This is a genomic window from Arthrobacter sp. NPDC080031 (genome assembly GCF_040702485.1).
GTDB lineage: Bacteria > Actinomycetota > Actinomycetes > Actinomycetales > Micrococcaceae > Arthrobacter.
The window spans coordinates 1-25,742 of record NZ_JBFBLA010000042.1 but is presented as its reverse complement, the minus strand read 5'-3'; the positions used below and the strand labels follow the sequence as shown (position 1 = coordinate 25,742).

Below are 25,742 nucleotides of genomic sequence, written 5' to 3'. Positions count from 1 at the left end.
GCCGGCACCGCCCAGGACGCCGAGACACCCCAGTTCCCGCAGTCCACGAGCCCCGTCGTGGAATCCGTCAGGCACGCCGGCTGGGCCTGCGGAAGCGCCGCCGCCGGAGCAATGTTTGCTGCAACCTTCCTGGCGCCGAGCCCCTGGTAGTACCCAAGACGCAAAATATCGATGTGGTACAAAGGGGCATCTGTCTTGATCTTGAAATCTAAGGTTTGGCCAAGATTGACGCTCATGGACGTGCCGAAGCCCTGGATCGTCGCATCCCCCGCACCGGACACCTGCCAATCACTGGCAGGCGTTCCCGGAAGCGAGTTCTCGCAGGCAACCGGGCTGCTAACCGGCGGATTGCACGCGTCGGCGGCGACCGACGCGGCGGCGATCTGCAACGGAAGTAGCACCGCGATCATGGCGAGCACGACTGGTGGTACCAATCGGCGCACGGTTTGCCGGGGTTTCAAAGCGGCCGCCGGCGGCAAGATTCCCCCAGGGTTGACTTGGCATGATTAGCGAGACGATCTGTCGGTGGTCGCCATCGCAGCGCCGCGCCTCCGCTGAGCGAAAACAAGCGACAAGCATTCAAGTTCGATGGGAGGCATATTGCGCGCGTATGACGAATAGCCATGCGGCGCCTTACTGCCCAACAGAAAGCATGGTTGTTCATTTCGAGACCGGCTTCTATCCGAGGTCGTCAGGCACTCAATGACGGAAGCATATGGAGCCGGCCGGGAGCGTGGCACGAGTGCCGGTACCCGTTTTTTTGGCCGCCGCACGTCGGGGACGGCGGTCGTTTACCTGTTTTTTGGCTTCGGATACGCGCAAATGCCAGCTGAAGCGCCGGAGCGAAACCCCCGGGGCACGGAGGAAATGGGGGCGCGGGTGGACCCGTCAGGCCCGCCGCTTCACGAGAGCCGGGCTCGTCCCATTGCCTCGGCCACGATGTGCTCGGCGATGGCCATCGACGAGGTCGCCCCCGGCGAGGGGGCGTTCCGTACGTGGAGGACGCGGCTCGTGCCGGTAATCACGAAGTCATCGACGAGGCTGCCGTCGGAGGTCATTGCCTGCGCCCGGATTCCGCGGGGGCCGCGCGTGACGTCGCCCGGCAGGATATCCGGGACGTACTTTTGTGCTTCCTTGACGAAGGCACGGGTGTTAATCACTGTGCGCGCCTCCCGGGCGGCCGCGGGCAGGTTGCCTGCAGCGAACCGCCAGAACCCCGGGAACCCCAGCACGGCGCGGAGGTCGGCGGGGGACAACTGCGCGCGGCGGTAGGCTTCCCGTCCGCCCGCCAGGAAAGCATTGGGTCCCACCAGGATGGCGCCGTCGATGCGTTTGGTGAGGTGGACGCCAAGGAAGGGATATCGCGGGTCCGGCACGGGATAGATCAGGCCCTTGACCAAAGAACGCTTCTCGGGCCGGAGCAGGAAATAGTCGCCGAAAAAGGGCACGATACGGGGGTCCGCGGGGTCTCCGGCGCCATGGGCCAGCCGATCCGACTGCAAGCCGGCACAGGTGATGACGACGTCGAAGGCTTCAGTTCCGCGGGAGGACCTTAGCCGCACCTCGCGGCCATGGTCTTCCACACCGGTCACGCCCAGTCCCAGCAGGATGTTTCCGCTTGCGGCACGTACGTCCTGGGCCAAGGCAATCGTGATCGCGCGGTAATCGACGATCGCTGTCCGCGGCGAATGCAGGGCGGCCAGGCCGCGGGCATGCGGCTCGATCATGGTGAGTTCATCGGCGCTCACCATGCGGACGTCCGGCACGCCATTGGCGATGGCCCGTGCGTGTATCGCCTTGAGCCGGTCAAGTTCGCGGGCATGGTGGGCGACCACCACCTTGCCGCATTCCTCGTAGCCGAGATTCTTCTCCGCCGCGAACTGCCGCAGCAGGTCCACGCCGCGGCGGCAGAGCCTTGCCTTCAGGCTCCGGGGTTTGTAGTAGAGCCCGGCATGCACGACCCCGCTGTTGTGGCCGGTCTGGTGTCCGGCCAGTTGGTTTTCCTTTTCGAATACCGTCACTTCAGCGTTGCCGAGGCTTCGTGTAAGCTGGCGTGCCACGGCGACGCCAATGATGCCGCCCCCGACGACGGCGGCACGGACCCTGCTCATACGGTGGGCGCTTCTTTGAGGGAGTCCCCGTCTTTGATGTAGCGCTCTCCGGTCTCAGGACAGACCAGCTCGTCTCCATCCGGCTGAAGCCGATGTCCGGACTTGCCCACCCAGCCGATTTGTTTGGCCGGGACCCCGGCAACCAAGGCGTAGGCGGGGACGTCCCGGACCACCACGGCGCCTGCGGCAACCGTTGCCCACTTGCCGATGGTGATGGGCGCGATGCACACCGCGCGGGCGCCGATTGCCGCGCCGTCTTCCACGATCACACCCACGGGCGTCCAGTCGTCGGCCGACTTTAGCGTGCCGTCGGGGCTCACGGCCCTGGGGTATGTGTCGTTGGTGAGTACGGCTGCCGGGCCGATGAAGACTCCCGCGCCCAGCCGGGCGGGCTCATAGACCAGCGCATAGTTTTGCAGCTTGGAGTTGGGTCCTATTTCGACGCCTGGACCGACATAGGCGCCCCGACCAATGTTGCAGTTTTCGCCGAGGCGGGCATCTTCCCTGATCTGGGCGAGATGCCAGATCCTTGTACCCTGCCCAATGAGCGCATGCTCGGAGACATCGGCGCTTGGTTCAACGAAAGCCATGGAAACACGTCCTCTACTTATCGGTGAATAGGCGGCCGCGTATCCCGTCCGGTGTGAAACTGTCCGTGCGGACGGTCGCCTGCGACGATTGTAGATGCGTTTCGTATTCGCTAGCTTCGTCCGGGCCAAGGATTGCCGGTGCGGCGTGCCGTCAGTGCGTGACAGGGACGCGCTGACGGCACGCACAGGCTCCTACTCGGGCTTGACTCCATATTCTGCTGCGCTGACAAACTCGATGGCCGAGTAGGTCTCGTCGCCTACGACCCAGGCGTTGTGTCCCGGCGGGATGGTGTAGGAATCTCCTTTGGAGATGCTGATCTTCTTGCCGTCGGTGGTCTCGACTTCCAGTGCACCGGCGATACAGTAACCCACGTGGTTGAGCTGGCAGGAATCCGTTTGGACCACAGGTTTAATGCAATCCGCCCAACTCCAGCCCGGCTCGAAGCTCAGGCGGCCGATGGTGTAATCACCGACCGTGACGTTTTCCACCACGGTCTTCTCCGGGCGCCGGATTTCGTCCGGGGAATTGTGCGACTTTACTTCAAGTTGAGTGACGAGGTTGACAGTCATGGTCTGCTCACAAGGGGAGTGGGAGCCTGGTCTTCCAGGTCCGCAACGTGGCTCGCCCTTCGCAGCGGACCCTGATGTCCGGGCTGCTTGCGGCGCGTGCCGTGCCTTCAGCAGCGGTCAGACGGTCGATTACTTGCACTCTCTACCTTCCTCCGCCACCCCCTGTGTTGTCGAGGGTTCCTGAGGGGGATAGATTGGTGCACCGTGACCTTGACCGAGCTGGATGCCAACCTTGAGACGCTATTCGGCACCCTCCGCCGCTTCCCCGACGTCGAGGCGGAGAACCTGCAGGCGCACGACGCCACCGATCGGCTCCTCCTTGAAACCGCGGCGGGCTACATCGTTGACCCGGAAACCCGCGTTGCCGTGATCGGTGACCGCTACGGAGCCCTGACGCTGGGCGCTTTGGCGGCCCTCGGCGTCGGGCACGTCCGGGTGACCCAAGACCTGTACGTCGGGAGGCTCGCGCTGCAACGGAACGCCGTCGCGTCCGGCCTGTCCGGCCGCTTTGACCAGTTCGAGCTGGGCGCGGGGTTGCTCGACGGCGCCGAACTGGTGATCATGCAGCTCCCCAAGGCCCTCGCGGAACTCGAAGAAATCGTCGACGCCGTTGCGCGCTTTGCAGCGCCGGGAGCCGTCCTGCTGGCCGGAGGTCGCGTCAAGCACATGTCCCTGGGCATGAACGATGTCCTTGAACGCAGCTTTGAGTCGGTGCAGCCGCAGCTTGCGCAGCGGAAATCACGGGTCCTGCTTGCCTCCGGTCCCAAGCGGCCGGACACTCCGGAGCCCTTCCCTGTCTCGGAGCAGAACACCGAGCTCGGGATGACCGTCTGTGCCCACGGGGGTGCGTTTTCAGGCACGAAGCTGGATATTGGGACGCGCTTCCTCTTGGGCTTCCTGGACAGGATCCCGGAAGCGCGCCACGCGGTAGACCTTGGCTGCGGGACCGGGATCCTCGCCGCGATGTATGCCCGGAGCCGTCCCAATGCCCGGGTCACCGCTACGGACCAATCGGCGGCAGCAGTCGCGTCCGCCACGGCAACCGCGGCGGCCAACGGCCTGGCAGAACGAATCACGGTAGTCCAGGACGATGCCATGTACACCTTCGAAGCCGGCAGCGCTGACCTCATCCTGCTGAACCCGCCGTTCCACCTCGGCGCCAGCGTCCATGCCGGGGCGGCCACGAAGATGTTCGATGCCGCGGCACGGGTCCTGGCTTCCGGAGGCGAGCTCTGGACTGTCTACAACAGCCACCTGCAGTATCGCGCAGCGTTGGAAAGGTTGATCGGTCCCACCACCGAAATCGGCCGGAACCCGAAATTCACCGTGACGCGCAGCGTCAAGCGTTAGGCGTCAGCGCTCAGACAGCAGCTGCTCCACCCCGAAGTGCCCGATTCCGGCCATCCCGGGATTGTCATCCGAGAAACTGACCATCGCTGTCGCAAGGACCACAGCCCAGCCGCGGGCCCGGGCCCAGGTAGCGGCATCCGCTGCGGGTCCGAACGCCGCCGTGAAACGGTGCCGCGCACCGCCGTCGAACATCAACCACGCAACGGCCAGATCGACGGCGGGATCCCCTGCCCCGAGGTCTCCGAAGTCGACGACGGCTGCGAGACGGCCGTCGGGCCGCAGGAGGACGTTCGCCGGATGGAGATCACCATGCAGCCACAGAGCGGGTCGGTCCCACAGCGGGGCTCGGCAAGCCTCGGACCAGATCGTCCGCAACCGCACCGATTGCGGATAGCGGCTGGAATCGCCGAGCCGGTCCATGACCGCGTCAGACCTCCATTCCAAAGGCACCCCGCGGACGGGGTTGACGGGCGCGTCCGGTGGGGCCGGTACGTGGATGGCGGCGAGGAACGCGGCAAGGTCCTCGGCTGCTGCGTTCCGAGACTGTTGGGACGCCGGCACCGCGGAGAGTCCCTCCAACCAAGGAGTCACGCTCCAAGGCCATGGGTAGTCCGCGGATGGCCGTCCCGAGTGGATGGGGCAGGGGAGGGGCACGGGGGATCGCCTGGCATACCCGGGGAGATATTTCTGTTCGTGCAGTATCAACTGCGCTGCTGCCTCCCGGCGGGGCAACCGGACGGCCCACCGCTTGCCAAGCCGGTACATGACGTTGTCCCAGCCGTTTGCCACCAGCTCCAATGGAAGGCGGGAGAGCCCGGGCAGCTGCTCTTCGAGCAAACTCCTCACCAACCCCGCCGTGATATCCAGCTCAGCCTCAGGCATGAGTGCCATGTTCCCGGGCCTCCAATCAGCAATATCGGGGTCCGTTACGCGCGGACAGCGTGTGGGCATACCCGGACAAGCACACGTGCCGTACGATGCAAATGCAACCAGCATTATTCGAATGATTTTAGGGGAATCCGTGACTGAGATCCGCCAGCCGACTCCGAGGCGCGGAACCAATCTGCCCCGCATGGGGGACTTCAACCTGACCGTCATTCTCGACGCGATCCGGCGCTCGTCGGGCGGACTGAGCCGGGTGGAACTCGCCCAAATCGTCGGCCTTTCACCACAGACTATTTCGAACATATCCCGCCGTCTCCTGGATCAACGGCTCATTGTCGAGGCAGGCAAGGAAGGCAGCGGCCCGGGTAAGCCCCGCACCATCCTGCGCCTGAATCCTTCAGGAATGTACGCGCTTGGCGTCCATCTTGATCCCGCGGTCATCACCTCCGTGGTCCTGGACCTGGTGGGCGATGTGGTGAAGCACTCCAGGATTCCCACACCGACCGGAAGCAATCCGCAGCGCGTCATCTCCGCCATAGCGGAGGAAATCAAGACGCTGATCGAAGATTCCGGTGTGGACACGGGAAAGATCGCCGGACTTGGCGTCGCGGCCCCGGGGCCCATAGACCTCGATGAGGGTACCGTCGTGGATCCGCCCCTCATGACGGGTTGGGACCGGGTGCACTTGAGGGACGCCCTCGCCGAAGCCACCGGGCTCGAGACCCTCGTGGACAAGGACGTCACCAGCGCGGCCGTCGCCGAAACCTGGGCCGGCGGCCCCAGCGGCACCGGAAGTTTCATCTTCATGTATATGGGTACCGGCATCGGTTGCGGCATCGTCCTGAACGACGAGGTTGTCCGCGGAACATCCGGCAACGCCGGCGAAATCGGACACATCATTGTCGATCCGGACGGGCCCGAATGCGATTGCGGCCTGCGCGGTTGTGTCAAGTCTTCCTGCATCCCGCAGGTCCTTGTGGCCGAAGCCGAAGAGCAAGGCGTCCTGAACGGTGGCCGCAAAGGCACCGAGGGCCCGGAAGTCCAGGAGGGCTTCGCCAGGCTTTGCGACGCCGCGGATGCCGGTGACGAACGCGCCATCGCGATCATCGATAAGTCTGCGGTGCTGGTTGCCCGCGCGGTTGCGGTGGTGACCAACACCCTCGACGTCGAACGCGTCGTCTTTGGCGGCCCGTTCTGGGGCCGCATGTCCGAACGCTACTTGGATCGCATTCCACCGCTGCTCGCGGCCAACAGTGCCGCCAACAGCATCCACGGCATCGAGGTGGTCGGGACCGGCGTGGGCGAAGACGTCGGCGCCATCGGGGCGGCCTGCCTCGTACTTGAACACACGCTGGCTCCGCGCGCCCAGCGGCTCCTGTTGGAAGGCTGAGTCTGGAAGGCTGAGGCCTTCACCACGTCCTGCGTCGCAGGGCTGCATTAATCAATATTGGCAACAGGCTGGGCCAGCTGAAGTGTGGGGGCTGCAGCCGCTTGAAGATCGGAGCGTCATGCGTCGCCCAGTCCGGATCGGAGCAGCACTGCTCGCCGTCGTAGGTCTTTTGGCCTCGGCCGCTTGTTCCGCCCAACCGCAAGCTGTTAGCAAACAAGCTATCAAGATCGTCTACCAAAAGACGGACTCCTTCACCGCCCTGGACAAGGTCTTCCAGGACGCCAAGCAGGAGTTCGAAGCCGCAAACGCGGGCGTCACTGTGGACCTGGAGCCCATCCAAGCCAACGACGACGACTATGGCACCAAGCTCGCGCTGGCCCAGCGTTCCCCGGACACCGCTCCGGACGTCTTCTACGAGGACACCTTCAAGGTCCGCTCGGACGTCGACGCCGGATACTTGCTCAAACTCGACTCGCAACTGGGCTCCTGGGACGAGTGGTCCAAGTTCAACGAGGGTGCCAAGGCCGCGGGACGCGGCGACGACGGCAGCATCTATGCCGTCCCGCTCGGCACCGACACCAGGGCGATCTGGTACAACAAGACAGTCCTCCAGAAGGCCGGCATACCGTTGCCCTGGCAACCGAAAACCTGGGATGACATCCTGGCTGCGGCCCGCAAAATGAAGGCCGCGGATCCGGGCGTGATTCCCTTCAGCATGTACGCCGGAAAAGGCACCGGTGAGGGAACGGTCATGCAGAGCTTCTACGAACTGCTGTATGGAACGGGAAGCTCCCTGTATTCGGAAAGCGACAAGAAGTGGGTGGTGGGATCCAAGGGATTCACCGATTCACTCCAGTTCCTGAAGACCCTCTACGATGAAAAGCTTTCCGTGACACCGGCGGACGCCCTCGATTCGAATGTGTGGAAGAAGGTCTTTGGACAGTGGCTGCCGCAAGGCAAAATGGGCGCCACCGTGGAAGGCTCCTACGCGCCGTCGTTCTGGCAAAAGGGCGGTTCCTACGAATGGGCCGGTTACGCACAGGATATGGGAGTAGCCAAGTTCCCCACCCAGTTCGGACAGGATCCCGGGGCCGTGAGCATGTCCGGTGGCTGGACGCTGGCCGTCGGGGCAAAGACCAAGAGCCCGGACCTGGCCTTCAAGTTCCTGACTACTGCCGTGAACAAGAAGAATGCCTTGGCCTTCGACGTCAACAATTCGCAGATCGCGGTCCGCACCGATGTCGCATCCGATCCCGGTTACCAAGCGGCCAACCCGTTCGTGAAGGAAGTTTCCGACCTGGTGGGCGTCACGCACTATCGCCCTGCAACCGCGGACTACCCGAAGATCTCCCTCGCCGTCCAACAAGCCACGGAGGCCGTCATCACCGGCAAACAAAGCCCGGCGGAGGCGGCAGCCGAATACGACGCTTCGGTCAAGAAACTCGTCGGTGACACCAAGGTCATGCAGAAATGACGCATGGCAGTCCCTGAATCCTTCGGTCGCGGTCCGCTGCGACGCAGATCCCCGATCCAAGGGCCGCTGCGTCGCAGGCTCCGCTTGTTGCCGGTAGTGCCGTCAATCCTGCTGCTGGCCCTCTTCATGGCGGCGCCTGTGGCGTGGTCCTTCTACGCCTCCTTCACCAACGCCGCATTGTCAGGCAAGGCAGCCCTGAACCCCCAATGGGTCGGCCTGGACAACTACGCCCGGATGCTGACGGATTCCGTCTTCCCGCTCTCGGCATGGCTGACGGTAGTCTTCGTGGCCGTGTCTGCGATCCTCGGACAGAACGTCCTGGGCCTGCTCATCGCCCTGCTGATGACACGATCCGGGGGAACGACGGCGTCGCTCGTGGGCACGGTGGTGGTCGCTTCGTGGATACTGCCGGAGATCGTGGCGGCCTTCGCGGCCTACGCGTACTTCAGCCAGGACGGCACGCTCAACCAGCTCTTGGGAATGATCGGTGTCCAAGGCGCCAACTGGCTCTATGCCTTTCCGATGGCCGCCATCATCCTGGCCAATATCTGGCGCGGCACTGCGTTCTCGATGCTCGTCTACAGGGCCGCGCTCTCCCAGGTCCCCCGCGACGTCTCCGAAGCCGCCCTCATGGACGGCGCCAGGGGTTGGCAACGCCTGGCCTTCATCACCCTTCCGATCATCCGCGGTAGCATCGCCACCAACCTCATGCTGACCACCCTCCAAACGCTCGCGGTATTCACCCTCATCTGGGTGATGACGGCCGGTGGTCCCTCCAACGCGAGCACCACCTTGCCCGTGCTGGCGTACCAGGAAGCATTCAAGCTCGGAGACATCGGCTACGGCACTGCGATCGCTTCGGTATTGATCCTGATCGGCATGGTCTTCGGTGCCGTGTACGTCAGGTTGATCCGCGGGGCGAAACCGTGACCCCCCTCCGCCGTGTAGCACTGCCCGCCGCGAAGCGCCCGACGGCGGTTGCCGCGGGACGGCTCCGCGTCCGCCTGGCGGCCAACGCGGCCTTGGCCGTGATCGGGCTGTGCTTCGTGCTGCCCCTTGCATGGTTGATTCTTGCTTCCGTCGATCCGCACGCCGGCTACGAGACGCGGTGGCCGCAATCGCCGTCGTTCGCTAATTTTGCCGCCGTACTGACGCCCGGGCTGCTCTTCCTGCCACTCGTGAACAGCTTCCTGCTCTCGGCCGGAACCGCAGTCGTGAACCTGGTGGCAGCCGTGCTCGCGGCCTATCCACTGTCCCGCTACCAATCACGATTCAACAAACCGTTCCTGTACGCGATCCTCTTCGGCACCTCACTCCCGGTCACCGCGATCATGGTGCCGGTCTATGGCCTGTTCGTGCAGTTGCAATTGCTGGACTCGATGCCGGCAACCATCTTCTTCATGGCAACCACCACCTTGCCCATGGCCATCTGGATGACGAAGAACTTCATGGACTCCGTGCCGCTCGAACTGGAGGAAGCTGCCTGGATGGACGGTGCCTCGGGACTGGCCACGCTCCGCAGAATCGTCGTGCCCCTGATGAGGCAAGGGCTGGGCGTAGTGTTCATCTTCGTCTTCATCCAGACCTGGGGGAACTTCTTTGTCCCGTTCATCCTGTTGCTGTCCACGTCCAAGCAGCCTGCCGCGGTGTCTGTTTTCAGCTTCTTCGGCCAGCATGGAGCCGTTGCCTATGGGGAACTGGCCGCGTTCTCCATCTTGTATTCGGTTCCGGTGCTTATCCTCTACACGGTGGTAGCCAGAGGGTCCGGCAGCGCGTTTGCGCTTTCCGGCGCGACGAAGGGCTGAGCGGCAGGATCCGGCGTGCCGAGCCTAGTCGATGTCCTCAACGATGGTGCCGTACGGGATGGAGTCATCCAAGTGCGCTTGGTGGCCGCTGCGGTTGTAGACCACGCGGACTCCGTGAAGCTGGTCAGCAGCCGATTGCATCAGGATGGGGCGGACGGTCTGGACGAATCTTTCCTCTTTGCCTGCGAGGTACTCCTGGTAACTGGCGGGAAGCTGGATCATGGCAAAAGAATAGTCCTGCAGGACCTCCATGGGGAGGGCTCGCTGCGGCGAGCCCCGTGGGTACTGGTTGCGGCTTGGATCCTGCCGACAATCCAAACGAACAATCTTCAGAAATCAGGCGAAACCTAGCGTAAGAATGCGTCTTAATTCGGCGGGGGATTGTGGCGTCCGGGGGCCCGATCTAGAGTCGTATTCAAGTTACCGCGGTAACGTGTCAGCGATCCTCCGCCGGATCTACCTCTTGAAGGCAGGCAGGAGGGTGTGGGTGCCCCCATGTGGGCCTGACATTTGCACACGGACAACTTCATTCCAGGCGTAACAGTCGCGGCTGCGCCCTGCTGGAGTTCGTTGCGTGTATCCCCAAACTCAATTCACCGATTCTGCAGTCCAAGGACCTGGCTTTCAAGTCCGCGAACGCAGGCCCGCTGACACACAGCCAAGGACGCAAATGTCACCACCAAGCCTCATCGACACCCATCCAAACTTGACCGGCGCCGCTCCTGTTGCCCTGTCCTACGAGCTGTTCCCGCCCCGCTCTCCAGCCGCCGCCGAGTCCCTCTGGACGACCATCGGGGAGCTTGAGGCCACGGACCCCGACTTCGTCTCCGTCACCTACGGCGCCAGCGGATCCAACCGGGACACCGCCGTCGAGCTCATCAACCGGCTGCTGCTCGAAACGACCCTGCGGCCGCTGGCCCACCTGACCTGCGTCGGAAACACCCCGCAGGAATTGGCCGAGATCATCGGCGAGCTCCTGGACAATGGCGTGCGCGGCATCCTTGCGCTGCGCGGCGACCTCCCCAAGGACAGCGGACAGCCGGTCAACGGTTCGCTGCGGTACGCCCAGGACCTGATCGAACTGATCCGCCGCGTGGAACAGCGACGCTCGGCCCTCCTGTGCGCGGGCAAGATCGCGGTTGGCGTGGCCGCCTATCCCACCCGCCACCCCGAGTCCCCGAGCGTCGCGCACGACGTCGAGGTGTTGCTCGCGAAGCAGCGCTCGGGCGCCGACTTCGCCATCACCCAGGTCTTCTTCCACACCGAGCAATATGCGGACCTGATCTCCCGGGCCCGACGTGCGGGCGTCACGATCCCGATCATTCCGGGCGTCATGCCGCTGACGAGCCTTCGCCGGCTCAAGCGCCTCGGCGAGCTCACCGGCGTCGAACCGGCACCGGAGCTGATCGAACGCCTTGCCGCGGCTGACAACGATTCCGAACGCCGCAAGATCGGAGTCCGCGCCACGGTGGACCTGGCCAACGCCGCCCTCCAGGCCGGTGCTCCGGGCATCCACCTGTACACCTTCAACGAGCACGCTTGCGCCCTGGACGTGCTGGACAAGCTTGCCTTGCCCCGGCCGGCCCGGCCCGCCAGCCGGCTCAGCGCCATCGTCCGCCGGCAAGAACTCGTCAGCTGATCAGCCAACGCTGGTCCGCAAACCCCAAGACACCTCGATTTGCACCTACTGCCCCAAGGAAATCCCATGACTGAACAGAACCTCACCCAATTCCCCGCAGCTTCCCTGCTTGGCTACCCGCGCATCGGCCGCCGTCGCGAACTCAAGAAGGCCGTCGAAGCCTACTGGGCCGGCAAGATCGATGCGGCTGCCCTTGACGCCGCTGCCAAGGACATCCAGCTGACCACCGCGAAGCGACTCCAGGAACTTGGCCTCAACGAAGCCGCCGCCGTTCCCGGCACCTTCTCCTTCTACGACCAGGTGCTTGACGCCACCGCACACCTGGGCGCCGTCCCGGCCCGCTTCGGCCAGCTGCTCAACGCCGAAGGCCAGCTCGACATCGATGGCTACTTCACCCTGGCCCGCGGCAACAAGGAACAGCAGCCGCTGGAAATGACCAAGTGGTTCGACACGAACTACCACTACCTCGTTCCGGAAATCGGCCCGGAGACCGACTTCAAGCTCGCCTCCAACCGCATTGTCGAGGAATTCGAGTTCGCCCTGGCCAACGGGATCGAGACCCGCCCGTACATCGTCGGCCCGGTGACCTACCTGCTGCTCTCCAAGGCTTCCGATGACGCTCCGGCCGGGTTCGCTCCGCTGTCCCGCCTCGAGGACATCCTCCCGGTCTACGTCGAACTGCTCGGCAAGCTCGCCGCTGCCGGCGCCAGCTGGATCCAGCTGGACGAGCCCGCCCTTGTTGTTGATCAGGACACCCCGGCCCCGGAAATCCAGGCCGCTACTGCCCGTGCGTACGAGGTCCTCTCGGGTGCCGCAGCGCGCCCGCAGCTCTTCGTTTCCACCCCGTACGGTTCCCTCGACGGCCAGCTCGGCACCCTTGCCGCGACCAACATCGACGCCCTGCACATCGACGTCTTCAAGGGTGCGGTACCGTCCGCAGCAGCCCTGGCGGGCCTCGGCAACAAGACCCTGGTTGCCGGCGTCGTCGACGGCCACAACATCTGGCGCAACGACCTCGCCGTCTCGGCCGCCAAGCTGGACGAATTGAAGGCCGCAGCCGGCAAGCTTGCCGTCAGCACCTCCACCTCCACCCAGCACGTTCCCCACGACACCGCTGAGGAAACCCAGCTCTCGGAACAGCTGCGCAGCTGGCTCGCATTCGCTGACCAGAAAGCCGTCGAGGTCAAGACCCTTGCGGACTACCTGGCCAACCCGGCATCCGCGAAGGCCGCCATCGACGAAGCCTCCGCAGTGATCGCCTCCCGCGCCACCGCAGAAGGCGTCCAGCGCGCCGACGTCCGTGCCCGCACCGCTGCCCTCACCGAGGCCGACTTCAACCGCTCCGAGTACGCGGTCCGCGAAGCCGCCCAGGAAGCAGCTCTGCACCTGCCGCCGCTGCCCACCACGACCATCGGTTCCTTCCCCCAGACTTCGGAAATCCGCTCTGCCCGTGCCCGCAACAACAAGGGTGATCTCACCAACGAGCAGTACGAGCAGCTCATGAAGGACGAGATCAAGCGCGTCGTCGAGTTGCAGGAAGAACTCGGCTACGACGTCCTGGTGCACGGCGAGCCCGAGCGCAACGACATGGTCCAGTACTTCGCCGAGAACCTCGAAGGCTTCGACGTAACGGTCCACGGCTGGGTCCAGTCCTACGGCTCCCGCTGCACCCGCCCGTCCATCCTCTGGGGCGATGTCACCCGCTCGGCTCCCATCACGGTTGCCTGGGCCAAATACGCTCAGTCCCTGACCAGCAAGCCCATGAAGGGCATGCTCACCGGTCCGGTCACCATCCTGGCCTGGTCCTTCGTCCGCGACGACCAGCCGCTGGGCGAGACCGCCAACCAGGTCGGCCTGGCGCTGCGTGACGAGATCGCCGATCTCGAAGCTGCCGGCATCAAGGTCATCCAGGTGGACGAGCCCGCACTGCGCGAACTCCTGCCGCTGCGCAAGGCTGACCACGCCGCTTACCTGAAGTGGTCGGTTGACTCGTTCCGCCTGGCTACCGCCGGTGCCGCCGACGCCACCCAGATCCACACGCACCTCTGCTACTCGGAGTTCGGCGTGATCATTGACGCGATCGACGGCCTCGACGCCGACGTCACGTCCATCGAAGCAGCGCGTTCACGCATGGAGGTTGTCCACGACCTCGAGGCGCACCACTTCGGCCGCGGCGTTGGTCCGGGCGTCTACGACATCCACTCGCCGCGTGTTCCGGGCGAGGCCGAAGTCACCGAGCTGCTGTCCACCGCCGTCAAGCACGTTCCGTCCCGCCAGCTCTGGGTCAACCCCGACTGCGGCCTGAAGACCCGTGGCTACGCCGAGACCGAAGAGTCCCTGCGCAACCTGGTCAAGGCCACCAAGACGGTCCGCGCCGGACTGCTGGAAGCAGCCAAGTAAAGCCCCGGTAGCACAAACGCGCGGCGGCCGGTCACCTCGAAAGGTGACCGGCCGCCGTCGTTTTTTAACCGTCGAACGTTATTCAGGACTCCCAGAGGATCTCGTCGTCCACCACGCCGTCCTCGTCTGCCGCAACTACCAGGAGCTCGTCGGTGAAGTGCGAGCCCAAGGTGAAATCCAGAACGAAATAGCGTTCCGGCTGGCCGGGGTAGATCGCTACATGACCTAGTTTGAGGGCCTTGAGGAAAACGTCCTTGGTGAGCTGTGTCTTGTCGCGGACGCCGAACACCGCCTCCAGCTGCTCTTCCTTGAGCTGGTTGGAGTGGAAGTGGAGGAACTGCTGGGAGTTGGTGCCGTCCTGGTCCAGCTCCTCGGCAATCATGTCCCGGACCTGGTCAACCAACTCGGGGAGGTAGCCCAGGCGGTAGTCCACCTTGTGAAGTGCCCTCTCGTCGAAGTGGTCATGCGCCGTGACGTTCAGGTCCAGTTCGAGGGGATTTCCGGCGAGCTCGTGCGAAGCCACGTAACAGTGCTCCCGCCCGTGGTTGAGCTCGATCTCCCCGAAATGTTTGCTCGCTACCTTGCTCATGTCTTCAAGATAGTCCCAAACAAGCGGCGTGCTCCAGCATCCTGGAAGAATTCAGGCGGGCGGTTTGGGCGTTGACTTTTGAGTCGTTTTGGGCATCGTCGCGGGGCTGCCGGCCCGGACGGTTGCGGCGCTCCCGCGAAGGGTGTCGGCCAGCAATTCGGTGAAGAGCTGCACTTGCGCTGTGCGCTTCTCGTTGAGGAGCAGGGCGAACACGTTGCGGGCGAGCCGGATGTCCGGAACGTCGAGAACCACGACGCCGGGCGGCCGGTGCCGCAGCGCCAGTTCCGGCACGAGGGCGGCGCCGAGTCCCGCTGCCGCCATCTCAAGGCTGGCGTGGAAGTCATCGCTATAGGCCACGACGCGCGGGTGCAGATTGCAACTGGCAAACAGGCGTTCAATCACCACGGCGTCGCTGGTGCCCGGATGGTGCATGATCCAGGGCATGTCCGAAAGTTGGGAGGCCTGCATTTCGGCGTCCTCCCCGATGCCCCACGATGCGGGGAGCACCACCCGGAAGTCGTCGTCGCCGATCCATTGCCGGTCCAGGGTGTGGGGCCACGCGAGTCCGGACTGGCCCACTTGGTACACCAGCGCGAGGTCCAGCTCGCCGCCGGTGCGCAGCCCCTGGATGGTCTGGGAAGGCTCGGCAACCCACACGCGCAGTTCTATGCCCAGCTTCTTCCAGCGCGGCTTCCGGAGGATGTCCGGGAGGATGTAGGTTGCCAGGCTTGGGAAGATGCCAAGCCGCAGTTCCTGGACGGGGGAGTCCGTGCTCCTTGAGGCGGCCGCCAGCAGGGTCTCGACGTCGGTGAGCACTTTGGAGGCATGGCGCACCATGGTGAGGGCGGCCTCGGTGGGAACCACGCTGCGTGCGGAACGGTGGAAAAGTTCGACGCCGGTGTCCCGTTCCAGCGCCGCCATCTGTTGGGATACGGCTGAGGCGGTGTAGCCGAGCCGCCCGGCGGCTGCCGAGAAGGAACCGAGCCGCGTGACTTCAAGCAGCGTCCGCAGGTGGAGAAGGTTGACCATCAGTGATCCTTAGGCTCGGTGCCGGCCGAAATCCGTGCCCAGCCAGCATAGCGGTGTGAATTCGGTCTCCGCTGCTGCCCGGGCGGCTCCATGAAACCGTGTTTGCAGGATGCCGCGACACGCCGGGATCCAAGCGACACGCTGACGATTAATTGTGGCTAAGTAGTCCACAGGGTGTGGATTACGTCTCCGGATTTGGCGGATTCCCGGACATTTTTACCCCCATGGCCTGTGGACTACCGGTGCGTAAAATGACATACTTGTAATACATCATCTTGGGGTCCCGCTGAGGCGCTTGCACTACATGTAGTATCAATTTACGGATTGAGCGGGAAACCAGCACAAGACATGAATGCAAGATGTGAATAGATAGTTTGGCCGCCTCGGCGGCCCAGCGGGCCAGCATCGGAGACGGAACCAGAACCGGCGGGGCCTGCCGAACGAAGAGCAAAGACTTCAACAAAGGGGACAGGAACCATGACTGTTACGGTTTACACGAAGCCGGCCTGTGTTCAGTGCAACGCAACCTACCGTGCACTCGACAAGAAGGGCATCGCCTACCAGAGCGTCGACATTTCCCAGGATGCCGAGGCTCTTGAGCGCCTGAAGGCCCTTGGATACATGCAGGCCCCTGTCGTGGTGACCGAGCAGGACCACTGGTCGGGATTCCGTCCGGACAAGATCGAAGAGCTGGCACTGGCTGCCGCTTCGGTGGCCTAGTCTTCCTGGACTGCGCCACAACAACAAAGTATTCCAATGTAGTCGAGGTGACTCCCATGGCAGCGCTGGCAACAGCACCTGCTCAAGCAATGGCTGAAGCTGTCAGTACGCGGAGTCACCTCATCTACTTTTCCTCCACATCTGAGAACACCAAGCGCTTCGTCCAGAAGCTCGGCGTCGACGCGGCACGCATTCCGCTCCATGCCAAGGACGCGCCGCTGCTCGCACTGGAACCCTTCGTCCTTGTGTTGCCCACGTATGGCGGCACGAATGGCGAAGGATCGGTGCCCAAGCAAGTCATCAGGTTTCTGAACAACCCGCAGAACAGGGAACTGATCCGCGGGGTCATCGGAGCAGGAAACACCAACTTCGCGGAAAACTACTGCATGGCGGGAGACATCATCGCCACCAAATGCCGGGTTCCGCTTCTTTATCGATTCGAACTCATGGGGACTCCGGAAGATGTTGACCGGGTCAATCAAGGATTGGAAAAGTTTTGGACACGACTGTCGCAGATACAGAAGTAACCAAGGGCGCTATGGACACCGCCAAGGTCAAGAAGCCATTGCCGGAGGCCTATAAGGGCCTTGGCTACCATGAGCTCAACGCCATGTTGAACCTCTACGGTCCGAACGGGGAAATCCAGTTCGAAGCCGACCGCGAGGCCGCGCACCAGTACTTCCTGCAGCACGTGAACAACAACACCGTTTTCTTCCATGATCTGGAAGAGAAGCTGGACTACCTGGTCAAGAACCAGTACTACGAGCGCGAAACCCTCGATCAGTACACGATGAACTTCATCCGTGACCTCTTCAACCGCGCCTACAAGAAGAAGTTCCGCTTCGAGACTTTCCTCGGCGCCTTCAAGTTCTACACCTCCTACACGCTCAAGACCTTCGACGGCAAGCGTTTCCTGGAGCGGTACGAAGACCGCGTCTGCATGGTTGCCCTGCACCTTGCCCGCGGCAACGAAGAACTGGCCAGCCGCCTCGTCGATGAAATCATCGACGGCCGCTTCCAGCCCGCAACGCCCACGTTCCTCAACGCAGGCAAGGCCCAGCGCGGCGAGCTGGTCTCCTGCTTCCTGTTGCGCATCGAAGACAACATGGAGTCGATCGCCCGCGGTATCAACTCGGCGCTGCAGTTGTCCAAGCGCGGCGGTGGCGTGGCCCTCTCGCTGACCAACATCCGCGAGCACGGCGCCCCGATCAAGCAGATCGAGAACCAGTCCTCGGGCGTCATCCCGGTCATGAAGCTCCTCGAGGACAGCTTCTCCTACGCCAACCAGCTCGGTGCCCGCCAGGGTGCAGGTGCCGTGTACCTGCACGCCCACCACCCGGACATCTACCGCTTCCTGGACACCAAGCGGGAAAACGCCGACGAGAAGATCCGCATCAAGACGCTCTCCCTCGGCGTCGTGGTTCCGGACATCACGTTCGAGCTGGCCAAGAAGAACGAGGACATGTACCTCTTCTCCCCGTACGACGTCGAACGCGTCTACGGCGTCCCGTTCTCCGATATCTCGGTCACCGAGAAGTACTACGAGATGGTGGACGACTCCCGGATCAAGAAGACCAAGATCAGCGCCCGCGAGTTCTTCCAGACCCTCGCGGAGATCCAGTTCGAATCCGGCTACCCGTACATCATGTTCGAGGACACCGTGAACCGGGCCAACCCGATTGCCGGCAAGATCACCATGAGCAACTTGTGCTCGGAGATCCTGCAGGTTTCCACGCCGTCCATCTACAACGAGGACCTCAGCTACGAGACCGTTGGCAAGGACATCTCCTGCAACCTTGGTTCGATGAACATCGCCAAGACCATGGATTCCCCGGACTTCGGCCTGTCGATCGAGACGTCCATCCGTGCCCTCAGCGCGGTGTCGGATATGTCCTACATCAACTCGGTGCCGTCCATCGCGCAGGGCAATGCCCAGAGCCATGCCATCGGCCTCGGCCAGATGAACCTGCACGGCTACCTTGCCCGTGAGCACGTCCACTACGGTTCCGAAGAGGGCCTGGACTTCACCAACATCTACTTCTACACGGTGCTGTTCCACGCCCTCCGTGCCTCGAACAAGCTGGCCATCGAGACCGGTCAGCCCTTCGGTGGCTTCGAGAACTCCACGTACGCCAGTGGCACGTTCTTCGACAAGTACACCGAGCAGGAATGGACCCCGGAAACCGAGCGCGTCCGCGAGCTCTTCGCCGGTATCCACATTCCGACGCAGGATGACTGGCGCGAGCTGAAGGCTTCCGTCATGGAGCACGGCATCTACAACCAGAACCTGCAGGCCGTGCCGCCCACCGGTTCCATCAGCTACATCAACAACTCGACGTCGTCGATCCACCCGGTGGCCGCCAAGATCGAAATCCGCAAGGAAGGCAAGATCGGCCGCGTCTACTACCCGGCTCCGTACCTCGACAACGACAACCTGGAGTACTACCAGGACGCGTACGAGATCGGCTACGAGAAGATCATCGACACCTACGCCGCCGCCACGCAGCACGTGGACCAGGGCCTGTCCCTGACGCTGTTCTTCAAGGACACCGCCACCACGCGTGACATCAACAAGGCGCAGATCTACGCATGGCGCAAGGGTATCAAGACGCTCTACTACATCCGCCTCCGCCAGCTCGCGCTGGAAGGGACCGAGGTTGAGGGCTGCGTTTCCTGCATGCTGTAACCGATAACGGTTGTTTATTTGCGGCAGCCGCCGCGCCACAAAACTGAAGAGTACGACGCCGGGTGAGCGCCCGGCGTCGTACGCTTACCTTAAAGAACACATACGTTAAGGGGACGAAATGACCGAGAAGGTCAAGCTGCTTAGCCACGTCGAAGCGATCAACTGGAACCGTATCCAGGATGACAAGGACGTGGAGGTCTGGAACCGCCTGGTCAACAACTTCTGGCTCCCGGAGAAGGTGCCGCTGTCCAACGACGTCCAGTCCTGGCACACCCTGACGCCGGACGAGCAGCAGCTCACCATGCGCGTATTCACGGGCCTGACCCTTCTGGACACGATCCAGGGCACCGTGGGTGCTGTTTCCTTGATCCCGGACGCGATCACCCCGCACGAAGAGGCTGTGTACACCAACATCGCCTTCATGGAGTCGGTGCACGCGAAGTCGTACTCGTCGATTTTCTCGACCCTGTGCTCCACCAAGGAGATCGACGACGCTTTCCGCTGGTCCCTCGAGAACGAGAACCTGCAGAAGAAGGCGCAGATCGTCATGGACTACTACCAGGGCGACGATCCCCTCAAGCGCAAGGTGGCTTCGACGCTGCTGGAATCGTTCCTGTTCTACTCCGGGTTCTACCTTCCGATGTACTGGTCCTCCCGTGCCAAGCTCACGAACACGGCAGACCTCATCCGCTTGATCATCCGCGACGAAGCCGTACACGGCTACTACATCGGCTACAAGTTCCAGAAGGGCCTCGAAAAGGTCTCCGAGGAGAAGCGCCAGGAAATCAAGGACTACACGTTCGAACTGCTCTTCGAGCTGTACGAAAATGAAGTCCAGTACACGCACGACCTCTACGACGGCGTCGGCCTGGCCGAGGACGTCAAGAAGTTCCTGCACTACAACGCCAACAAGGCCCTCATGAACCTCGGCTACGAGGCCATGTTCCCGGCCTCCGTCACCGACGTGAACCCGGCCATCCTCTCGGCGCTGTCACCCAATGCCGACGAGAACCACGACTTCTTCTCGGGGTCCGGGTCTTCCTATGTGATCGGGAAGGCTGTTAATACCGAGGACGAGGACTGGGAGTTTTAGCCTCTGCCCGGCTGTTGACTGACAGGCAACCTCGTCCTTCTGACAAACCAGTGGCGTACGTCCGAGCTGTCCCAGCGTGGATCCTGACACGTGGCGGCCGAGCTTGACCCGGAATCCTGCCGACCGCGGTGGTAGGCGGCTGCCACAGGGCTGCCGCCTACCTCACTGCCGGTCCACGCGGACTTCGCCAGCTACGGGCGGATGCTGATGATCGTCTTTCCCTTGCGGCGGTCGGTGGGGTTGAGGGTTGAGACCGCTTGGTCGAGGGGGGCGATGGTGTCGATGTTCGTTCGCAGTCGGCCGTCCCGGACCCGCTGCACGATCTCGACCAGCTCGGCGCGATCGGCCTCCACGACGAAGTCCACCGCCAGGCCATCGGCCGGCCGGGCCTCGACCTGCCCGACGATGGACACCAGCGTTCCCCCGGGCTTGATCAGGGCCGCGGACCGCTTCTGGATGTCTCCTCCGATGACATCGAAGACCAGGTCGACGCCGCCGACAGAGTCGAGCGCGTCGTTCTCAAGGTCGACGAACTCGTGCGCTCCGAAGTCGAGCGCCTTCTCTCGGTCCCCGGGTCGGCCTGTGCCGATGACATAGGCGCCAGCCTCGCGGGCGAGCTGTGTCACCATCGTCCCGACGGCCCCGGCCGCGCCGTGGGCAAGGACTGTCTGGCCGGCCTGTAGGCGGCCGTGCTGGAACAGGCCCTGCCACGCGGTCAGCCCTGAGATCGGCAGGGATGCGGCAACGGTGAAGTCGACGTCGCCAGGCAGGGGGGCGAGGTTGCGTGCCTCGATGGCCACGTACTCCGCCAGGGTTCCGTCGCGATGCCAATCCGCGAGCCCGAAGACTCGCTGTCCGATCGAGAGTCCGGTTGCGCCGTAGCCGAGGGCGCTGACCACTCCGGCTACCTCATGTCCGGGGATCGACGGTGTCTTTTCGTGGCCCGCGCGGTCGGTCCAGGTCGATGGCCAGTCCATCTCGGTCGGGACGAATCCCGAGGCGTGAATCTGGACGATCACGTCGTTGATGGCCGCCCTCGGCTCGGGGCGCTCGGTCAGCGTCATTCCGGCCAGTCCTGCTGCCTGATCGGTTACCACGATGGCTTTCATTGATTTCTCCTCTGTCGTGTATTTATGGGCGGAAGGTTGAAGCGAATATGCCGGGTTGTCGGGGACGAGCCTCTGCGGTGTCATTCGTTGGCTGGGGCTGGTCGGGGTTCCGTCGTTCCGATCGTCACCGGCTGTTCACCTCGGATGCTCCGCCCCGCTTCGCCCACGCGGCTCTCCCTGACCTCGGTTGTGCGGTGGTTGTGCGCGGAGAGGGCCGTGAACAGCGTGGCGAGGAGCGCGAGGCCGCCGTATCCGAGTGCGATCTGCGGCAGCGGGAAGGCTCCGGAGAGCTGAGCCGAGATGAAGCTGGGGACGGTCGCCCCGCTGTAGGAGATGAGGTAGACCACAGCGAGGATCGGTGCCCGGTCGGCTGAGGTTCCACCGTGCAGGAGGGCCCGGGTGGCGGCGCTGATAGCGATGCCCTGGCCGGCGCCGGCGAGGACGGTGGCGGCGAAGAACAGCGGCAGTGCCCCTGTGGCGATCGCGGTGATGAGGCCTATCCACCCTGCCAGGAATCCGACCATACCGATGCGCTGAGCTCCAGCCGCTGTGAACCGGCCGCCCATGGGAGCCCCTAGGGCGCTCGAGCCCATGTAGGCTGCGAACACTAGTCCAAGCACGAGCGGGCTGCTGGTTCGGAGCTGGTCTTGGACCAGTGCGGGCAGGAAGGCCTGGTAGAAGGCTCCGGTTGCCCAGGTAGCGAGGAAGACCGCGGCCGCGACGGGAAGCAGATTCCTGACTCCGACCGGCAGGCGGACGCTGGGCCGCAGTGATCGCCAACCGCCTGCTGTTCGGGTCACGGTTTCGGGGCTGACGGCGATCATCACTGCTGCGAGCAGGAGAAAGCTGATGTCGACGATGTACACGAGGTCGCGGGGCCAGGGTCCGAACTGGACCAGGGCACCTGATGCGACGGCGCCCAGGGCCAGCCCGAGCATGACTGTCTGGCTGGAGGCCACGGAGGCCAGCCAGTCCGGCTTGGCCGGGGCCGAGTCGACTATGTAGGAGGTAAGGCTACTGCTGGCCAGCCCGGCACCGAGTCCCATCAGCAGCCGACCGGCGATCAGGATGCCGATGTGGTGCACGTTCAACAGCGTCAGGGTTCCCGCAATCAGGAAGGCGAGGCTCGCGATGGAGAGGGGGCGCCTGCCCGCATAGTTGGAGAGGCGGCCCATGACCAACAGTGTCCCGAGCGTGCCGACCGAGTAGGCGACCACGGCCAGGGAGATGTCGGCGCTGTTGAAACCGTCCTGTGCCCGATAGATGTTGAACAGCGGGATCGTCGATCCCACCGTGGCGAACGACGCGAGCAACGCGACGACCGCTGAAGCGAAGGCCAGCCAGAGACGTTCCTCGCAGCCGATCCCGTCTCTCCATAGTCCTAGTTGTTGCCCGAAAGGCACGTTCGGTCGTGGCACAGCAGATCAACCTCCCGGGGCCAGCAATGAGCGGCGGTTGTCGAACCGTGCTCTGGACATTTTTTGGGCTTGCTAGCCCAGTTGCTCCAGTGAACACCCGTAAGAGTGGGCTGTCAAGCCCACTCTTGGTTTACACTTGGAAGCATGAAAGCCATTGCAGGGGTCCGGGAGCCTCGGAAGCTCACCGACAAGGGGCAGGCGACGCGCGAGCGGATCCTGGAGCACGCTGCGGAGCTCATCTACACCAAAGGCGTCCACGCGACGAACAACGAGCAACTACGACGGGCAGCCGGCGTCAGCGGATCCCAGCTCAACCACTACTTCCCGACCAAGGAGAGCCTCGTTTTGGCCGTCATCGAATGGCGTGCCGAGCGAGTCCTCTCCTTCCATCGCAGTGAGCGGTTCGCCAGCTTCGACAGCCTGGACGCGCTTCGGGAGTGGGCGGACTTCTATGTCGGCTTCGAGCGTGCCCATCAGGAAGGCTGCACCCTCGGGTCCCTCGCGAGCGAGATCATCAAGACTGACCTCGACGTCCACGATCAGCTCGCGAATGTGTTCGACCAGTGGCGGGACATCTTCCGCGACGGGCTCCAGCGCATGCAGAAACTCGGCCGCATCAGCGCAGGTGCCGATCCTGTGCGCCTGGCCAACCTGCTGCTCTCGGCGTTCCAGGGCGGCATGCTGCTCTCCCAGGTCCAGCGAAACACGACCCCGCTGAGAGACGCCCTTCAGGCCGCCATCGACTACGTGGAGACCTTCGAGACCCCTCTCGACTCCGCCCCACGCCGGGTTCAATAGCCGTCGATGATCGATGCAGGTCTACAAAAATCCAGGTGTCGCGCAGCGCGATCACCTTCAGAGCTGCCAAGACTTCAGACGAGCACTGACCGATAGAGCCCCGTCCGGTGGAGGATCCTCAAAGGGGCATTCGTGCCCGATGGTCTTGCGGTCGGTTCGGCCTAGAAAAGGACCATCTTCGATGACAGAACCGAGCCCCTGGACGGCGACGGACGCCGCGGAATGACTGGTCATCTTCCTGGTCTCAAGCACCAAGTCGCGTGGCAATCTACACCTGCTCTTTGCTAGGCAAGGAATGTAAGCCGATCCGCCCCGCACGCTTATGCGTGCGGGGCCTTCCGGTTTAGTGGGTGGCTCGACGGCGTCCTTGCCTACACCCTGTACTTGTCCTTCCGTTTCGACCACGGTCCCGAGCGGCACCGGGACGCCGTCGTCGTCGACGCCGAAGCGGAAGGCCGCAGGGAATTCGCGCAGGTAGGTCTGCAGCTGGGGGCATGCGCGGCAGGCACGTCGGCGTGGGCGCTGCACGCCTTCTTGAGCTCGATGATGCTGACGGGCATGCCGTTGCAGTTCGCTGATGCTGGGTAGCGTGGAGGCAAACTCTTCCTGTAGCGATTTAACAATCTCGGCCTCCCATTCGGTAATGCCGATCGGTTTGGCGAAGCCACGGAGAGAGTACTCGGCTACTACGTTGTTCTTGGTTTTGCAGAGCAGCAAGCCGGTGGTCGGCTTGTGCTCTGCGTGGGCCAGAAGATCGTCCACGGCAGACATGTACATATTGATTTGGCCAAGGTTATGCGTAGCGGCTCATAATGTTGGTTATGCGCAGGAGGACGTTATGCCTACTGCAGCGTGATCTGTCAGGTCTCAACATGGTCGTCGGTTCCGTATAAGCTCCTGAGCTGCGGATCCCGGCAAGCCTCAAAGTGATTGTCGCGAAAGGGGATCCCTTACCGGACCGGGCGATGATGGCCTATTAGAAAGCCTTTGGATGAAAGGCCCGGGCTTCTGCTTCAGGTAGCCGAGATCGCTAGGGCGATGGCCATACGTATCCAATGTGTTCGATCTGGGAATCTTGAACGGGAAGGCAGGGCTTGCTCACTCTCAAATGCCTCAGTCCTGCTTGTTCCATATTTTGTTCATCGTCCTGAGCGCTATTTCTGGAGAACCTACACCTGAGGAGTTCCTTGTGACTAGGCTTTGGCTATTGACCGGTCGCTTTGGTCGATGGGCCCCAAGCCTCTTTGGTTAGACCAGTCATTGGAAGGAGCGTCGTGAAAACTGTCCGGGCGATCAAGAGGATCTTTACCGAACTGCCGAAACCAGCTAGGACTTTCTTCTGGTGCTTTATCGCTCTTTTCTTGGTGACCTTTCCTCTCGGCGCGGTGACCCGGCTGAACTGGGTTGTCCTGGGAATCAGCGGAGCGGGCGTGTTCTTGTTCCTGTTTGGATTGCACGTCTTCCGGGACATCAACGGCACAGCAAGCATGTGGTCCAAGATCTACAAGGAGAGCCGCGGAATCAGACCTGAAGATTTTGCGTTCGCCGACGTGCCGACGATTAAAGGCATGGGGTTTATGTACATGCTCATGGGCGTATTTTTTGTAGTGGGAGGGTTCGGCTTTCTTTTTCAAGCTCATGCTTGAAAGCCTTGAGGACGGCACCCGTACTCCCATCGCGGGTCCGTTCGGGATTGACCCTGATTACCTGCGTTACAGGTTTCTGCCTGCAGAGGCGTTGAAGTCGTCCCATAAGCCGCCCGGTCATGGGACGCCTTCAGGTTGTCGGACGATGTCCCAGGATGGCTTGGACATCAGGCTCCGCCAGATTCGTATATGACCAGCCCGCACGACTGTCCGGTGACGGGTCGAAGTGAACGATACACAGCGGGAGCCAGCAAATCCTGCTTGATGATGCAACTTCCGGATCCGGGTCCCTTGCCGGCTCTCCGGTGGCAAAGTCTTTGCATAACGTTCCAGCCTTGAAGGGTGACGCATAAGCGCCACGACTCAAGTCTGGAGGGATGCAATGGAGGACCAGACTGTCACCGTCGCTGATCTCGTGGGGGCGATCATCGCTGAGATGG

The 25,742-nt window shown here is 63.0% G+C and carries 23 protein-coding genes and 1 pseudogene; 13 read left to right on the top strand and 11 right to left on the bottom strand.

The window, feature by feature from the left end; translation table 11 throughout:
- The 4 genes from AB0323_RS23025 to AB0323_RS23010 all read right to left on the bottom strand — a co-directional run.
- A partial coding sequence (locus AB0323_RS23025) for a hypothetical protein (RefSeq protein ID WP_366179398.1) occupies positions 1-410 on the bottom strand: 410 nt, incomplete at its 3' end.
- 492 nt (positions 411-902) lie between these two features.
- Entirely contained in the window at positions 903-2,111 is a 1,209-nt protein-coding gene (gene lhgO / locus AB0323_RS23020; protein ID WP_366179394.1) for an L-2-hydroxyglutarate oxidase, read from the bottom strand.
- Complete coding sequence (locus tag AB0323_RS23015) at positions 2,108-2,701, bottom strand: DapH/DapD/GlmU-related protein (RefSeq protein ID WP_366179393.1); 594 nt, start codon at positions 2,699-2,701, stop codon at positions 2,108-2,110. The genes lhgO and AB0323_RS23015 overlap by 4 nt, the downstream gene beginning before the upstream one ends.
- A 192-nt stretch (positions 2,702-2,893) precedes the next feature.
- Positions 2,894-3,271: a cupin domain-containing protein gene (locus AB0323_RS23010; RefSeq protein WP_366179392.1), complete on the bottom strand. Its 378-nt coding sequence runs from the start codon at positions 3,269-3,271 to the stop codon at positions 2,894-2,896.
- A 204-nt stretch (positions 3,272-3,475) separates the two neighbouring features.
- Here AB0323_RS23010 and AB0323_RS23005 point away from each other — a divergent pair, with 204 nt between their 5' ends.
- A complete protein-coding gene (locus tag AB0323_RS23005; protein WP_366179391.1) occupies positions 3,476-4,621 on the top strand; it encodes a methyltransferase in 1,146 nt (381 codons plus the stop codon).
- 3 nt (positions 4,622-4,624) lie between these two features.
- Here AB0323_RS23005 and AB0323_RS23000 read toward each other — a convergent pair whose 3' ends face one another.
- A complete protein-coding gene (locus AB0323_RS23000; protein ID WP_366179390.1) occupies positions 4,625-5,512 on the bottom strand; it encodes an aminoglycoside phosphotransferase family protein in 888 nt (295 codons plus the stop codon).
- 130 nt (positions 5,513-5,642) lie between these two features.
- Here AB0323_RS23000 and AB0323_RS22995 point away from each other — a divergent pair, with 130 nt between their 5' ends.
- The 4 genes from AB0323_RS22995 (at position 5,643) to AB0323_RS22980 (ending at position 10,175) form a co-directional block, all read left to right on the top strand.
- The gene (locus AB0323_RS22995) at positions 5,643-6,896 is read left to right on the top strand and encodes an ROK family protein (RefSeq protein WP_366179389.1); all 1,254 of its coding nucleotides are present in this window, start codon (positions 5,643-5,645) and stop codon (positions 6,894-6,896) included.
- 118 nt (positions 6,897-7,014) lie between these two features.
- On the top strand, positions 7,015-8,370 hold the full coding sequence (locus tag AB0323_RS22990; RefSeq protein WP_366179388.1) for an extracellular solute-binding protein: 1,356 nt from the start codon (positions 7,015-7,017) through the stop codon (positions 8,368-8,370).
- Positions 8,371-8,496: 126 nt separating this feature from the next.
- Entirely contained in the window at positions 8,497-9,300 is an 804-nt protein-coding gene (locus AB0323_RS22985; RefSeq protein WP_366179397.1) for a sugar ABC transporter permease, read from the top strand.
- A 20-nt stretch (positions 9,301-9,320) separates the two neighbouring features.
- Positions 9,321-10,175, top strand: coding sequence for a carbohydrate ABC transporter permease (locus AB0323_RS22980; RefSeq protein ID WP_366179396.1), 855 nt, complete (start codon positions 9,321-9,323; stop codon positions 10,173-10,175).
- Positions 10,176-10,199: 24 nt separating this feature from the next.
- Here AB0323_RS22980 and AB0323_RS22975 read toward each other — a convergent pair whose 3' ends face one another.
- Complete coding sequence (locus tag AB0323_RS22975) at positions 10,200-10,397, bottom strand: hypothetical protein (protein WP_364534087.1); 198 nt, start codon at positions 10,395-10,397, stop codon at positions 10,200-10,202.
- Positions 10,398-10,845: 448 nt separating this feature from the next.
- Here AB0323_RS22975 and AB0323_RS22970 point away from each other — a divergent pair, with 448 nt between their 5' ends.
- Both AB0323_RS22970 and metE read left to right on the top strand, forming a co-directional pair.
- A complete protein-coding gene (locus AB0323_RS22970) occupies positions 10,846-11,814 on the top strand; it encodes a methylenetetrahydrofolate reductase (protein WP_366179387.1) in 969 nt (322 codons plus the stop codon).
- 66 nt (positions 11,815-11,880) lie between these two features.
- On the top strand, positions 11,881-14,214 hold the full coding sequence (metE, locus tag AB0323_RS22965) for a 5-methyltetrahydropteroyltriglutamate--homocysteine S-methyltransferase (protein ID WP_366179386.1): 2,334 nt from the start codon (positions 11,881-11,883) through the stop codon (positions 14,212-14,214).
- Positions 14,215-14,296: 82 nt separating this feature from the next.
- Here the strand turns inward: metE and AB0323_RS22960 are convergent, their stop codons facing one another.
- Both AB0323_RS22960 and AB0323_RS22955 read right to left on the bottom strand, forming a co-directional pair.
- Positions 14,297-14,803, bottom strand: coding sequence for a DUF2004 domain-containing protein (locus AB0323_RS22960; protein WP_364534096.1), 507 nt, complete (start codon positions 14,801-14,803; stop codon positions 14,297-14,299).
- A 51-nt stretch (positions 14,804-14,854) separates the two neighbouring features.
- A complete protein-coding gene (locus tag AB0323_RS22955; protein WP_366179385.1) occupies positions 14,855-15,832 on the bottom strand; it encodes a LysR family transcriptional regulator in 978 nt (325 codons plus the stop codon).
- Positions 15,833-16,309: 477 nt separating this feature from the next.
- On the opposite strand from AB0323_RS22955, the gene nrdH reads away from it, so the two are divergent.
- The 4 genes from nrdH to nrdF all read left to right on the top strand — a co-directional run bounded on the left by nrdH (position 16,310) and on the right by nrdF (position 20,331).
- Entirely contained in the window at positions 16,310-16,552 is a 243-nt protein-coding gene (nrdH, locus tag AB0323_RS22950) for a glutaredoxin-like protein NrdH (RefSeq protein WP_028267421.1), read from the top strand.
- A 56-nt stretch (positions 16,553-16,608) separates the two neighbouring features.
- Entirely contained in the window at positions 16,609-17,079 is a 471-nt protein-coding gene (gene nrdI / locus AB0323_RS22945) for a class Ib ribonucleoside-diphosphate reductase assembly flavoprotein NrdI (protein ID WP_364534102.1), read from the top strand.
- A gap of 11 nt (positions 17,080-17,090) precedes the next feature.
- Entirely contained in the window at positions 17,091-19,238 is a 2,148-nt protein-coding gene (nrdE, locus tag AB0323_RS22940; protein ID WP_366179395.1) for a class 1b ribonucleoside-diphosphate reductase subunit alpha, read from the top strand.
- A gap of 118 nt (positions 19,239-19,356) precedes the next feature.
- Complete coding sequence (gene nrdF, locus AB0323_RS22935) at positions 19,357-20,331, top strand: class 1b ribonucleoside-diphosphate reductase subunit beta (RefSeq protein ID WP_059389329.1); 975 nt, start codon at positions 19,357-19,359, stop codon at positions 20,329-20,331.
- A gap of 191 nt (positions 20,332-20,522) precedes the next feature.
- On the opposite strand, the gene AB0323_RS22930 is transcribed toward nrdF, so the two are convergent.
- Together AB0323_RS22930 and AB0323_RS22925 are read right to left on the bottom strand one after the other, a co-directional pair.
- Complete coding sequence (locus AB0323_RS22930; RefSeq protein WP_366179384.1) at positions 20,523-21,440, bottom strand: NADP-dependent oxidoreductase; 918 nt, start codon at positions 21,438-21,440, stop codon at positions 20,523-20,525.
- Positions 21,441-21,520: 80 nt separating this feature from the next.
- Entirely contained in the window at positions 21,521-22,858 is a 1,338-nt protein-coding gene (locus AB0323_RS22925; protein ID WP_366179383.1) for an MFS transporter, read from the bottom strand.
- 144 nt (positions 22,859-23,002) lie between these two features.
- Here AB0323_RS22925 and AB0323_RS22920 point away from each other — a divergent pair, with 144 nt between their 5' ends.
- Positions 23,003-23,656, top strand: a complete 654-nt coding sequence (locus AB0323_RS22920) for a TetR/AcrR family transcriptional regulator (protein ID WP_366179382.1) — start codon at positions 23,003-23,005, stop codon at positions 23,654-23,656.
- A gap of 57 nt (positions 23,657-23,713) precedes the next feature.
- On the opposite strand, the pseudogene AB0323_RS22915 reads toward AB0323_RS22920, so the two are convergent.
- Positions 23,714-24,442: pseudogene (locus AB0323_RS22915) on the bottom strand (PDDEXK nuclease domain-containing protein); the annotation flags it as partial.
- A gap of 488 nt (positions 24,443-24,930) precedes the next feature.
- Here AB0323_RS22915 and AB0323_RS22910 point away from each other — a divergent pair.
- The gene (locus tag AB0323_RS22910) at positions 24,931-25,302 is read left to right on the top strand and encodes a hypothetical protein (protein ID WP_366179381.1); all 372 of its coding nucleotides are present in this window, start codon (positions 24,931-24,933) and stop codon (positions 25,300-25,302) included.
- Positions 25,303-25,742 lie beyond the last annotated feature (440 nt).